General features: G+C 40.8%; 11 protein-coding genes. 3 read left to right on the top strand and 8 right to left on the bottom strand.

The window, feature by feature from the left end:
- Positions 1 to 234 precede the first annotated feature (234 nt).
- From bchM to AACS98_RS14010, 3 genes are all read left to right on the top strand, one after another.
- Complete coding sequence (gene bchM, locus AACS98_RS14020; protein ID WP_066380778.1) at positions 235 to 924, top strand: magnesium protoporphyrin IX methyltransferase; 690 nt, start codon at positions 235 to 237, stop codon at positions 922 to 924.
- A gap of 630 nt (positions 925 to 1554) precedes the next feature.
- On the top strand, positions 1555 to 2421 hold the full coding sequence (locus tag AACS98_RS14015) for a zinc metalloprotease HtpX (RefSeq protein WP_066380776.1): 867 nt from the start codon (positions 1555 to 1557) through the stop codon (positions 2419 to 2421).
- 92 nt (positions 2422 to 2513) lie between these two features.
- A complete protein-coding gene (locus tag AACS98_RS14010) occupies positions 2514 to 2942 on the top strand; it encodes a hypothetical protein (RefSeq protein ID WP_066380774.1) in 429 nt (142 codons plus the stop codon).
- Between the two features lie 50 nt (positions 2943 to 2992).
- Here the strand turns inward: AACS98_RS14010 and AACS98_RS14005 are convergent, their stop codons facing one another.
- The 8 genes from AACS98_RS14005 to AACS98_RS13970 all read right to left on the bottom strand — a co-directional run bounded on the left by AACS98_RS14005 (position 2993) and on the right by AACS98_RS13970 (position 12785).
- A complete protein-coding gene (locus tag AACS98_RS14005; protein WP_066380772.1) occupies positions 2993 to 4267 on the bottom strand; it encodes a glycosyltransferase in 1275 nt (424 codons plus the stop codon).
- A gap of 220 nt (positions 4268 to 4487) precedes the next feature.
- On the bottom strand, positions 4488 to 5744 hold the full coding sequence (locus AACS98_RS14000) for a glycosyltransferase (protein ID WP_066380771.1): 1257 nt from the start codon (positions 5742 to 5744) through the stop codon (positions 4488 to 4490).
- Between the two features lie 318 nt (positions 5745 to 6062).
- Positions 6063 to 7322 carry a glycosyltransferase gene (locus AACS98_RS13995; RefSeq protein WP_066381022.1) on the bottom strand — a complete coding sequence of 420 codons (1260 nt, stop codon included), beginning with the start codon at positions 7320 to 7322 and terminating at the stop codon, positions 6063 to 6065.
- Between the two features lie 137 nt (positions 7323 to 7459).
- On the bottom strand, positions 7460 to 7927 hold the full coding sequence (locus AACS98_RS13990; protein ID WP_066380770.1) for a DUF2141 domain-containing protein: 468 nt from the start codon (positions 7925 to 7927) through the stop codon (positions 7460 to 7462).
- A gap of 35 nt (positions 7928 to 7962) precedes the next feature.
- Entirely contained in the window at positions 7963 to 8970 is a 1008-nt protein-coding gene (locus AACS98_RS13985; RefSeq protein WP_066380768.1) for a glycosyltransferase family 2 protein, read from the bottom strand.
- A 153-nt stretch (positions 8971 to 9123) separates the two neighbouring features.
- A complete protein-coding gene (locus AACS98_RS13980; protein ID WP_066380765.1) occupies positions 9124 to 10125 on the bottom strand; it encodes an NAD-dependent epimerase/dehydratase family protein in 1002 nt (333 codons plus the stop codon).
- 182 nt (positions 10126 to 10307) lie between these two features.
- Positions 10308 to 11486 carry an ABC transporter permease DevC gene (devC, locus tag AACS98_RS13975; RefSeq protein WP_066380763.1) on the bottom strand — a complete coding sequence of 393 codons (1179 nt, stop codon included), beginning with the start codon at positions 11484 to 11486 and terminating at the stop codon, positions 10308 to 10310.
- A 90-nt stretch (positions 11487 to 11576) separates the two neighbouring features.
- On the bottom strand, positions 11577 to 12785 hold the full coding sequence (locus tag AACS98_RS13970) for an ABC exporter membrane fusion protein (protein ID WP_066380758.1): 1209 nt from the start codon (positions 12783 to 12785) through the stop codon (positions 11577 to 11579).
- Between the last annotated feature and the right edge of the window lie 71 nt (positions 12786 to 12856).

Below are 12856 nucleotides of genomic sequence, written 5' to 3'. Positions count from 1 at the left end.
TATTCTCACTCATCAGTCATTACAGAGGCTAGTACCGCTACGCGTAAGTCAAAAGTTAGAGATGCTTTCATTGACTACCTGGCGTATCCGCCAAAAGACTGATATAATAGGCTGTTTAACTGTTTGGAATGGTCAGTTTATAGGAAATCATTGCAGAAAAATTGATCAGGGTGTTCTTGATCTTGGCTAGAAATGATAATTTTAAGGATTGGGAAGCCTTAAAAATCGAGATTTATGAACGCAGCCGACGATAAAACCATTGTTCGCGAATATTTCAATTCCACGGGATTTGATCGATGGAGACGGATTTATGGCGATGGCGAAGTCAACAAAGTCCAGCTAGACATCCGCAACGGCCACCAGCAAACTGTGGATACAGTGATCGACTGGCTGAAAAATGATGGCAATTTAGCAGAGTTATCAATCTGCGATGCTGGGTGTGGTGTGGGTAGTCTCAGCATTCCCCTAGCAACAGCAGGTGCTAAGGTTTATGCCAGCGATATTTCTGAAAAAATGGTGGAAGAAGGCAAACAAAGAGCCTTAGCAGCTTTGGGTAATGCTGACAATCCTACCTTTGCTGTACAGGATTTAGAATCTTTGAGCGGCAGTTATCACACTGTTATTTGCTTGGATGTCCTGATTCACTATCCCCAAGACAAAGCCGATGAGATGATTTCTCACCTCTGTTCTTTGGCGCAGTCGAGAATTATTTTGAGTTTTGCGCCTAAAACCTGCGCCTTGGCTTTACTCAAGAAAATTGGCAGTTTCTTTCCTGGGCCTAGTAAAACTACTCGCGCCTATCTGCATCGTGAGGCTGATGTAGTTAAAATTTTAGAAAAGAATGGCTTTGCTATCCAAAGACAGGCTTTTACTAAAACTCGCTTTTACTTCTCCCGTATTTTGGAAGCTACTCGTCAACAATAAAAAGATATTAGAGGTACAGAAATACTATTTACCAGTAATCTCAACGCTGGTTAATAACGTTATCTGCTTCTAAATCAGTAATGAGTAATGGGTAAGTGGTAATTGCCCATTACTCATAGATATTTACAGCTATATATCTTGCAGTATTCTCAATAAGCGTTATGTGGGCATTGCCAACAACTTAAAACTAAGGGTTTGAGCAAGTTACCAGCAATGCCCACCCTACAAAAATTGTCATTAAGTAACAAGTGCAAGATGTGTGTTAACTATCCCGAAAATTGGATTTCTAAAATATCAAATTTTTTACTACATTTTAAAATCAACTAAAATGAATAATTTTGAATTTGCATTTTTACCTGTATCAAGTTGAAAAATTCATCTAGCTAGTAGGGTGCGTCATAACGAATAATTTCTTGTTAATGCCAAGTGTTATCTGACAGTATTGAATATTTGTTACTCTGAAAGTCCTGGAAAACTCAAATTTAAAGCCGGAAAACCGTACATAGATTGCCGCGCAATTGCTACCTGATAAATCTAGATTTAAATAGCTACGATAAAGGTGTGGCTTAAGTAATGCTGTTGTGTAGAAAAGCTGAAAAATCAAGACAGCATTAGCAGGAGAGTGAAAATATGGGCAATCAATTTAAAACTCTGGCTTTGTTAGCTGCCCTTAGTGGCTTATTGATAGCTATTAGTTACTGGGTAATTGGTGGTACTAGCGGCTTGATTATCGGTATTGGTTTAGCCGCAGTAACTAATCTGTTTTCTTGGTATCAGTCTGATAAAATTGCTCTGGCTGTTTACCACGCCCAGCCTGTAAGTGAAAGTGAAGCACCAGGACTTTATCGGATGGTGCAGCGATTATCGCAACGCGCTAATATTCCTATGCCGGGAGTTTATATTGTTCCCAGCCAAACTGCTAATGCCTTTGCTACAGGACGCGATCCAGAACACGCGGCTGTGGCTGTTACTGAAGGTATTTTGAATATTTTGCCAGAAGATGAGTTAGAAGGTGTCATCGCTCACGAACTGACTCATATTATTAATCGTGACACCCTCACACAAGCCGTAGCTGCTACCGTTGCCGGTGCTATCTCTTTCTTAGCACAAATGCTGAGTTATAGCTTATGGTTTGGCGGTGTCGGTGGACGAGATAACGAAAGAGGCGGAAATCCTTTAGGAGTTTTGCTAACAGTTATTCTTGCGCCTATAGCTGCCACTATTATCCAGTTAGCTATTTCACGCACAAGGGAATTTTCGGCTGATGCTGGTGCGGCTAAATTAACTAAAAATCCCCGTGCTTTAGCGCGTGCATTGCAAAGATTAGAAGCCACAGCGCGACAACTACCTTTAAATGCTAATCCCGCTTTTGAACCGCTATTAATTATCAATCCTATCTCTGGGCAATTTCTCGGTAACTTGTTCTCTAGTCACCCGGCTACGGAAGCACGAGTTGAACAATTACTGAAGTTAGAGCAACAGTTTGTAGGGAAATAGGCAGTAGGGAGTAGGGAAGCGGAGGAGCGGAGCAGAAAAACTAAACTAATGACCAATAACTAATGACCAATGACTAAAAGGATGTATCAACTATGAATACTAATGATTTTGAAATCGTCGAATCGATAACAGTGATAGAAATTAGCCCTCAAACTCATGAAATTGTGGAGAAAGAAATGGCTGGCGAAAGTGATGAAGTGAAGCGGGAAACTAAAGCACTGATTGAAGCACTCAGAAACCGTGCTAAAACTGAAGCAGAATCAGCCGGAACTTTCACCCGTGAAACTTATCTCAATGCAGTACGCAAGGCACGGGCAGCAATTGAAGGGGGTAGGATTTTTCAGCGCGATGCCTACGACAGGCGAAGCGATCGCCTAGAATATTTCTGGATGGTATTTCAAGAAGAACTAGAAAAAAACTGGCACTTAATGATGAAAGAGTTTGTAGATTTCTCTAGCCGGCTCCAAAATGCTATCAAAGTCGGTTGGGAAGCCTTCAACACTCCACGTCATCAAGGTTAAACTGCTTATTCCTGAATGTAGAGACGTTATATATAACGTCTCTACATAATTTATAATTTCGCCATGTCAGTAGGTTCTACCTGATGGGATGTTTGCACCAACTCATAGAGTTTAGTTTCAAATTTTTCCATACAAGCTGACCAATCATACTGCACAATGGAAGGACGAGCTTGTTCAGCCATAGCTGCTTTCAGTTCCGGCTGAGAAAGAATTTCTATCACTTTTTGAGCAAAGTCTGTTGGGTTGTTGGGTTGAGCTAAAAAGCCGTTTTTACCAGGAGTTACTTGTTCAGTAGTGGATGGTGCTAAGGCTGCAACTACAGGAGTACCAGAAGCCAAGGCTTCGTTTGTGGTGGTGCAGAAGTTTTCTGTGACGGAGGGATTGACAAATACATCCGCACGCGCAAACCAACCTAATAATTCTGTACCGTGAGACTCACCCCAGATTGTAATACCTGAGCCGAATTTTTCCGCACGTTTGCGAATTTCGGCATCTAAGGGGCCACTACCGACAATGACTAAATGCACATTGGGAATTTGAGCCGCAATTAAGGGATAGGCATCGATTAATTGGGGTACATTCTTCTCAGCAGTGATACGTCCCACAAACAGAATAGTTGGTCTATTGTCATCGGGGATGGGGTTGTAACAGATATTGCGAGGATGGAATTTTTCGCAATCAATCCCCTGATAGGGGACATATTCACTAGGATGACATCCTAAATTTTGGTATTTAACCAGTTGTTCACGAGAAGAAAAGATATTGAGATTGTAGTCTTGACTAAACTGCTTCACCATGTAAGGAATGATGGGACGCAGCAAGTTAAACAATACATCGCCTAAATAATATCTGATATAAGCAACGATGTCTGTGTGGAAGACTGAGATAATTGGGGTTTGAGTGCGTTGGGCATATTCTACACCTACAGGACGACCATACCCTTGAATTAAGGCTGAGTATATACCTCGCATTTGGGCGGCTTCTTCCACTACGATGATATCAGGTTGAAAGTCAGCCAATAATTGGGTGTCGCTCCAATGGCGATAACTCAAAGGTTGGGGTAGAGATTTGTAGAATATGAGTGGTTTTGTGGGGAATGAGTAGGCAGAGAAATTAGGATAAGATTTTAACTCATCTAACCCAGGCATGGGGCGATCGCCTACTTTTTTAGGATACTGCTGATTAAATTGGGGATGGACTAAAAATACCTCATGTCCTTGTTGTAGCAACCAACGCACCCTCTGATGCACTGCCACGGAAACCCCAGTTAAAAAAGGAGCATATAAGCCTGTAAACAAAGCGATGCGAAGCTTTGACTGGTGCATAATTTTAGTGAATTTGTGTATTGTTTAGAAAAACTGGTTTTTGAAAGCTGAAGCACCCAAAGTTAGGATTTACGCCTAGTTAACGCTAGCTGAAACAGGACTTACGCAACTGATATATTAGTAGGGTGCGTCAGATATCAGAAAGACGTTTATTGACAGCATTTAAACAGTCTGACGCACCCTACAAGACATCTGGAATGTGACACTTGCGTAAGTCCTATTAAAGAGAAATTTGGCGATCGCTTGGTTGATTTTCTACCAGATAAGGGCGATATTCTTTGAGGCGAATTTTCCAAGCCCCTTTGACTTCATACGTCACACCACGCCAATGTACTGTCGGCATATTCAAAGAGCGCAACATAGCGATAGCATAAATCCATTGTGTGAAAGGCATTCCCACAATCATCTTCAATATTAACTGCCAAGATAATTGTGTGACTGGCTTACCCTGAGAACGAATTACTGGTTGTATGCCCATCTCCAAAAACAACATGAGCATCACTAACGCCAGCATATAAATGAGATACCAAATTAAGGCGATCGCTGCTGTATTTCCTTCTCCCACTAACCCAGCCAGCACAAACACCACAATTAACAGATGCGGCATCACAATAGTAAACACTGTGTCAATCACTACCGCCGGCCACAAAGGATGATAAAGTCGAGAAGCCATTAATTGACGTTGCAGCCAATACCTTAAACTTGGCAAATCTGTTTCTTCCTGATTCAGCATCATCAAAGAAGGCACAAACTTCACCCGTAGGTTATGTTTACTCAACACACTGCGAATCATCGTGTCTTCGCCCAAGGCTTGCCCCCACTTCTCTAAAAGTCCCGTTTGCTGTATTACCTCTGTTTTCACAGCCAAAGTTCCACCCCAAGGAATCCCATATAGGTACATCTGCACAATCGCCGACACATTCCAGATATAACGGACTAACGAACCCCAATATTTACCCGTCGGGACATACCAACGATTTCCGGTAGTTGCTCCCACCTTGGGATGAGTTAAAGGAGAGACTAATTCCCGCAACCAATTAGGGTGAACAATTGTATCAGCATCTACCAAAGCGACAACCTTGTAAGACTCGTCTAATTCTGAAACAGCTTGGATTAAGGAACTGCATTTGAGACTACAAGTTGGGCGAACTGTCCGCAAATGACTAATTTGAAAATTAGTTGCACGTAACTCATTGATGGTATCGCTGACAACTTGCCAAGCTGGGTCTTGTTCACTATCAATGAGCAACTTTAAATCATACTGTGGATAGTTTTGCTTGAGGAGCGATCGCAAACAATCACTTAGAAAAGGATCAGCACCCCGTAAACACAACAAAACTGCTGTTTTGGGTAACTGTTCATCCGGTAAATTTTGAGGACGAGAATTCAGACACCATAAAAATAGTAATACCGAACACACCTGAATTCCTAACCAACCCACCAAAAACTTTGATATCAATATCGCCAAATCATTCATTATTTATGACCTATACACAACAATCTTTCACAGAACTAATGTGAGATTTATGTAGGGTGGGCATTGCTTACAAGTTGCTACTAAACTCATTTTTCGATTGTTGACAATACCCACATATACTGATTGATTATGCTGAAATATATGAAAATAATTTCCTCATTTTCCCAACAATTAAATTTTGGATATACTCAGAATTAATCGGTAACAAAAAACTGTGTTTTTTAAAGCAATATCCGATTTTTTTTTGTCGAGACGCGATTTATCGCATCAAATACACCAAACCATCTTCAAAAATTAATCTGGCAACCAACCACAATCTCAAAGAGATATTTTGCTATCCACAGGCTGATCCAAAAAATCGTAGGGATGGTATTCAACTAAACGAACATTCCAACGCCCTTGAATACGATACAAAACCCCCCGCCATTTCACCGTTGATATCCACACAGAAGACAGCATCGCTAACCCATATATCCACTGTGTTAACGGAATCGCCAGCAACATTCTACCCATCATTGCCAATGATAATCTCGTCCCTGGTTTACCTTGAGCGCGAATCACTGGTTGCAATTGCATCTCCACAAACAGCATCAAAGATAGTAAACCCAGAGTATAGATACTGTAAGATTTAAACAATAAATCTGCCACTTCCCACTGAGCATCACCCAACGAAAATAAAAACAATAAAATTACTAAAGTGGGAAACAGAATGCTAGAAACAGCCTCACTAACGATAGCTAACCACCGGGGATGATACAAACGCGAATAAAGAATCAGACGTTGCAGATATTCAATTATCCCCAACAAATCGCACTCTTCACGATTCACCATAATCAGCGAAGGTACAAACTTCACCTTTAAACCATGTTGTTTGAGGATATTAGGCATCATCAAATCTTCACCGAAAGCTTGCGCCCATTGTTCAACAATTCCCGTTTGGCGCAGTACCTCTGTTTTCATTGCCAGACTTCCACCCCAGGGAATACCAAATAGAAACATCTGCACAACTGCGGCGATATTCCCTGTGTAACGTACCAAAGAACCCCAATATTTGCTAGTAGGTAGATACCAACGATGACCTGTAGTAACTCCAACTTGAGGATCATCTAAAGGACTAACTAATTCCCTTAACCAATGAGAATGTACTATGGTATCAGCATCAACTAAAGCCACCACTTCGTAAGAATCATCTAAATCAGAAATAGCTTGAATTAAAGAACTACATTTGAGACTACAATTGTGGCGAATAATCCTCAAATGAGCGATATGGGCATTAGTTACCCCTAATTCGTTGATAGTATCATTAGCAATCTCCCAAGCTGGATCAGCTTCATTGTCAATAATTAGCTTTAAATCGTAGTTGGGGTAATTCTGCTGTAACAGTGCTTCAATACAATTGGGTAAAAACGGATCAGCCCCCCGCAAGCAAAGAATGACCGCCGCTTTGGGTAAATGTTCATCAGGTAAAATTTTTGTCCGCGATAATCGCACATACAACAAAAAAATCAGAGACAGAAACACCTGAATACCCAACCATCCCAGCAAAGACTGAAACAAAAATGCTGCCAATTCTCTGATCACATCTATGAGTCTCCGGCAAATTGCGCCATCAATAGTTGAGAGGTAATGTTTAATTCAATTTCGTAGTAAGGACTTTAGTCCTGATTTTTCAGCACTAAAGTTCTTACTACCAACCCGCAAAAATTTTGCAATTTCTAGGGGTCAAGTGAGTATTTCAAACTAATATTGATGGTTGTATTTTTGTAGACAAAAAAACTTGACTTACTAAACTTAGGCGTACCTGTTTGAATAGATACTGTAGGATTATTAGAAATCCCAAAACCTTCCTTGGGGATACCAAAAAAATCAGAATCAAGTTTTTGATTGCCATTCTGATCATCTACGATGGCTACAGCATAAGTCCCAGGCTTCAAGCCATAGAAATGTTTAGTAACCGACTTACCTGTAATTCGGGTACAGCCACTTTGCACTTCACTGGTATCACTCATAGGAAATCCTTTGGCACTATCGTAAACTCTAAAGCAAATTTGCCCTTTTTGATGCCGGATACCGTTGACTACAACAGACAATTTAGCTGTCGGTTCTGCACGCAATGGTTTAATACAAGTGAAGCTCAATAAAGTAGCCAAAAAAACATGATGCAAATGAGCAATTTTCAACATATTGTATTTCTCCTGAAAAGGTCATTTGTAACTCCCTAATCCTGTACAGACGCTATTAGTCGCGTCTCTACTTCCTGGTTTGTTAATGGTTTGTCATGCCAACGTTGCCAAATTTTTTGTCCTGCTATCAGCACATCTTGAAGTAATAAAGACTCATTGCCGTTTAATTGCTGGTGTAAACTGATAGCGCAACGTATTTGGTCATATAAATTCAGTCGCAACAGGTGTATAGAAGCGATATACTCCCATAACATTCGCCAATGAGGGAACAATATTTTTCCCTGTTTGGATGAATCAAACCACACTGTATAGGCGTGATAATCTGGTAACTTATCTAATGAGTATTGCGGATTGTTGTTAGTAAACAACAAATAATCAGGGAAAAACATACTCATTGATTGTTGCGGATGGCTGCGGGCAAAAAATAAGTATTCGGGTATTTCATAAAATCGCCCGACTAGACCCAGCCTTAATAAAAAAATGCCGTCCGCATTACCATAACTACCCATTGGTGGGATTTTTCTCAGGGCATCAGAGCGAATTACACCATAAATGGGATAGCAAAGATGCTTAGTCAGCAATTCATGAAAACGCTGATAATTTTTAGGTGAATCTGCCTTCAGTTGAATGTCGTAGTTTTGCAAAAATTCACCCTGTTCATCAATGAAATATACATGAGAGTGGCATAAGATAACTGTAGGGTCTTTATCTAATACCTCAATACATTTCATGATAAAATCATGTGCGTGTAAATCATCATGAGCAGCCCATTTAAAATACTCACCTGTCGCTAATTCAAAGACGCGGTTAAAATTGCGGGCGCAACCAATATTTTCGTTATTCCTGTAGTAGCGGATGCGGTTATCTTTAGCAGCGTAGGCTCGACAAATTTCTTCAGTATTATCTGTAGATGCGTTATCTGAAATAATTAATTCAAAATCAGTAAATGTTTGAGCCAACAAAGAATCTAGGGCTGCTGGAATAAATTTATCGCCATTATATACAGGTAAACCAATACTCAATCTTGGCGAAGTTTTGATCATAATAGTGGGAATGGGGCATTAATCAATTCAAAATTCAAAATTCAAAATTCAAAATAGCCTGCGGCATCGCGTAGCGTCCCGTAGGGAAGGCTTGCGCCTACAAAATTCAAAATTCAAAATTCAAACTTGAATAACTTCTGCCCCTTTGCATTTTTATTTCAGTAGCTTTTGGATGTCAGTCTTGTCTATCCATTGTTTGGTATGGCGCAACCCTGTTTCTAAATCAATTTTGGGTTTGTAATCTAATAAACTTTGAGCTTTAGCAATTGAACAGGGATATGGACGAGTCATAAAATCTACCGATTCTGGCAGAATATCGGCTTTTTTACGAAAGAGTTTTTGTCCCTGTAGACGCACTTTTAAAAACAGCTTCATTTCATCTTTAGGTACAGACATCGGAGCAGGTAAACCTTCCATTGCTGCTAGGCGCATAAAATATTCTTTCCAGGAAGTTGCTTCTCCGTCGGTGATATTGAAGATTTCACCGTAGGTCTGTTTTTCTATTGCCAAAAAGATGGCATCAATCAGGTTGTCTACATAGAGATGGTTAATAACTCCTTGCCCATCATTGGGGTAGGCAAATAACTTTTGGCGCATGAAGTGAATGGGTTTGGCTACCCAAGGTAGACTTCCAGGCCCGTAAACATCGCCAGCACGAATGATAATCAAGCCAAAATCTGGGGGAGAATTGAGGGGTAACAGTTCGGCTTCGGCGGCGATTTTGGTTTGACAGTAGGGGTTATTGCTACCGGAGAGTTGTCCAGATTCAGTGATGCGATCGCTATAATCAAATCCATACACCAAAATACTAGAAAGATGCACAAAAGTCTTCACACCAGAACTTTTGGCAGCTTTAGCTATATTCACAGCACCGTCAACATTCACTTCCTGAAACTGTTTGATAGGGCCAGCTTCTTCGGTAATTTGGGCAGTATGTAAAACAATGTCTACCCCCTGACAAGCTTTTTTGGCAACAGCCGCATCAGTAATACTACCAACAATCACCTCAGCCCCCAACTTTTGGGCAGCATCGGAATTCTTAGAACTTTGCAGTCCACGCACCTTCAAGCCCTGTGCTATAGCTAACTCGGCTGCACGCAACCCGATAAATTCATCAATTCCAGTAATCAGCAGCGTCTTATTTTGCAAGTTCATAGTACAGCCTTTATATTCTTACTAAAGTTTTCCAAACCTAGGGGAGGCAGGAGGGACAAATCAATTCAAAATTCAAAATACTCCTAGGTCGAAGCAAGCTACAAAATTCAAAATTAAGTTAATTTTTCCTAGAATTCTTGACTTTTGAATTGTTTGATGGACTCTTCCCTATTCCCCATTCCCTAAAAAATATCAGCCGGGTCTGCGGAACGAAGTTTGTTAATCGCAAGTGCGCCAGAAGTGATACACATTAACACTGCGGATATCAGAACAATCATGGCATTATTCGCAGTCATGACAATCGGTAATTTTGTGGCTTCCATTGCAAAATCATACAGTGCTACAGACACTATAAATCCGGGAATATAAGCAAAGAATGCCAGAATTAAAGCTTGTTGAAATACCACATTTAAAAGATAAGAATTGGGATAACCAATAGCTTTTAATGTGGCATAGGCAACAAATTGTGTAGCAATGTTACTGTAGAGAATTTGATAGACAATCACCACACCGACAACCGAAGCCATTGTCAGCATCAGGTTGAGAATAAAACCTATTGGCGTTCTAGCAGACCAATATTGTTTTTCAAAATCAATAAAACCTTGACGAGTAAAAAGCCTGACATCATTAGGTAAATTAGCTCGCAAATTTGCTAAAACCTGTTCTTGATCAGCATCAGGGCTGAGGGTGAGGATACCTATATCTATTCTCTCGGATGGGCGAGTATTGGGATTGATGCGAAGAAAAGTTGAGTCACTGACAATTAAGTTACCATCCACACCAAAGGAAGGGCCTAAGCTGAATAAACCACCGACTCGGACTTTGTAGCCTTTAGGGCCATCAAAGGGAAAGATTTCAATTGTCTGTTCGGTATCTCCTTTCTCAAAATTCGCAGCGATGGGGCCAAATTCTGGTCGGGAATCTCTATCAAATAACATGATATCGGGAATTTTGAGCTTATCTAAATTATGCTCAACTCCAGGAATATTTAATACAGATTGACCAGGGTCGAAACCCATCACATATATTGAATATTTCTCACCAGTGGCCGGGTTTTTCAATTTGGCAAATTGCAAATACAAGGCGTTAACTGATTCTACGCCATCAAACCCTAAAGTTTGGTACAAACGAGTGCGAGAAAAGCTCTGATTTGAGGTCAAAGATTTATATTGAGAACTGACTAAAAATAAGTCACCTCTAAGACTCTGGTGTACGGCGGTTGCACTAGAATAAAGTGCGTCTTGGAAACCAAGTTGCACAAACATCAGCAAGACAATGAAGGCTATCCCGGCGACAGCAACCAAAAACCTGAGTTTTTGTTGGACTAGCTGTAGCCATGCCAAAGGAATCTTAAAATTCATGGCTTTTTTACTAGGGAATAGATAGGAGTAGGGGAGAAACCCTAATGACTAATAACTCATGACTAATAATTCATGACTAATGACCAATGACTAAATCTGAATAGCCACATCCACCTGTAAATTAGTTAACCGAGACACCCGTTGATTTTCTGCGGGGTCATCAATAGAGATTTTGACTTCAATGATTCTGCGGTCTGTATCCGAGGCGGGGTTAATACTAAAAATGCTTTGTTTGTCTACTTGCAGACCAATTTCCCTAACTGTGCCGTGCAATTTCCCACTAAATGCCGGGCTAGTGATGATCGCTTTTTGACCTAAACGGACTTTTTGAATATCGGTTTGATACACTTCTGCAATCACATACATTTGAGATGTCTGACCGATATCCGCAAATCCATTAGTGGCGATCGCTTCCCCACTTTTAGCATGAATTTTCAAGATTTTGCCGTCCATAGGAGCTTTAATATAAGTTAACTCCTGGTCTGCTTTCGCTTGTTTGACGGCTGTTACAGCACTTTTCACTTCATTTTGTGCTAACTCTACATCTACAGTCCGTACTTCTCGAATACTGTTGAGTCTAGCTTTGGCTTCTTTGATTTGGTCGGCGAGGGTGTTTTGAGTGCGGCTGAGATTGGCTTTGGCTTCTGTGAGTTGTTGCTGTATTGTCTTAACTTGTAAAGCTTTAGAATCCGCTATGGAAGCAGGAACAGCACCTTCTTTGAATAATTTTTGATAACGATTGTTCTCGGTTTGAGCATTGTTGAGTTCGGCCTGAATACGGTTGATTGTTGCTTGTTGTGCCGCGACTTCTCCTTTTAATTGCGACTCTAAACGAGCTATGGTAGCTTTTTGGGCTTCAATGTCTCCAGGTTTAGCTCCAGCTTTTACCTGTGCTAGTTGGGATTTGGCTATTTGCAGTTTATTTAATGCTTGTTCTAAGGCTGCTGTAGCACGGTTATAATCTTCCAGATATGCCAATACTTGCCCGGCTTTTACCTCGTTTCCTTCTTTGACGAGCAGTTTTTCTACTCTGATACCGTTGGTGGAACTAGGTGCAGACAAAGTGGTGACTTCGCCTTCTGGTTGTAATCTTCCCAAGGCTGTAACCGCAACTTTGACTGGTGCAGCCTTGGGAGGGTTAGCGGTGGGAGTCTGTTCTGGAGTACGAAGCTTTGGCGGCAAAAAACTGTAGAAAGCAACTAAGCCAGTAGCTAAAGTAATTGATGCTGCTAAAATTAACCGCCACCGACCTTGGGGTTTTATGAATAACTGGCGCAGCCGTTCCTTATTTACTTCCATATTTTCATTTCCAATTTGAGGTGTGATCAGCCAGTAATATCTAAAACATCTTTATGAATCAACTGCTCAAT

Origin of the sequence: Anabaena sp. CA = ATCC 33047, assembly GCF_963870205.1 — a bacterium.
GTDB lineage: Bacteria > Cyanobacteriota > Cyanobacteriia > Cyanobacteriales > Nostocaceae > Trichormus.
This window is presented reverse-complemented; position numbering and strand designations above follow the sequence as displayed.

Bases quoted from the DNA above. Each gene is read 5' to 3' on its own strand.
- bchM (WP_066380778.1), top strand. From the start codon at position 235: ATGAACGCAGCCGACGATAAAACCATTGTTCGCGAATATTTCAATTCC.
- AACS98_RS14015 (WP_066380776.1), top strand. From the start codon at position 1,555: ATGGGCAATCAATTTAAAACTCTGGCTTTGTTAGCTGCCCTTAGTGGC.
- AACS98_RS14010 (WP_066380774.1), top strand. From the start codon at position 2,514: ATGAATACTAATGATTTTGAAATCGTCGAATCGATAACAGTGATAGAA.
- AACS98_RS14005 (WP_066380772.1), bottom strand. From the start codon at position 4,267: ATGCACCAGTCAAAGCTTCGCATCGCTTTGTTTACAGGCTTATATGCT.
- AACS98_RS14000 (WP_066380771.1), bottom strand. From the start codon at position 5,744: ATGAATGATTTGGCGATATTGATATCAAAGTTTTTGGTGGGTTGGTTA.
- AACS98_RS13990 (WP_066380770.1), bottom strand. From the start codon at position 7,927: ATGTTGAAAATTGCTCATTTGCATCATGTTTTTTTGGCTACTTTATTG.
- AACS98_RS13985 (WP_066380768.1), bottom strand. From the start codon at position 8,970: ATGATCAAAACTTCGCCAAGATTGAGTATTGGTTTACCTGTATATAAT.
- AACS98_RS13980 (WP_066380765.1), bottom strand. From the start codon at position 10,125: ATGAACTTGCAAAATAAGACGCTGCTGATTACTGGAATTGATGAATTT.
- devC (WP_066380763.1), bottom strand. From the start codon at position 11,486: ATGAATTTTAAGATTCCTTTGGCATGGCTACAGCTAGTCCAACAAAAA.
- AACS98_RS13970 (WP_066380758.1), bottom strand. From the start codon at position 12,785: ATGGAAGTAAATAAGGAACGGCTGCGCCAGTTATTCATAAAACCCCAA.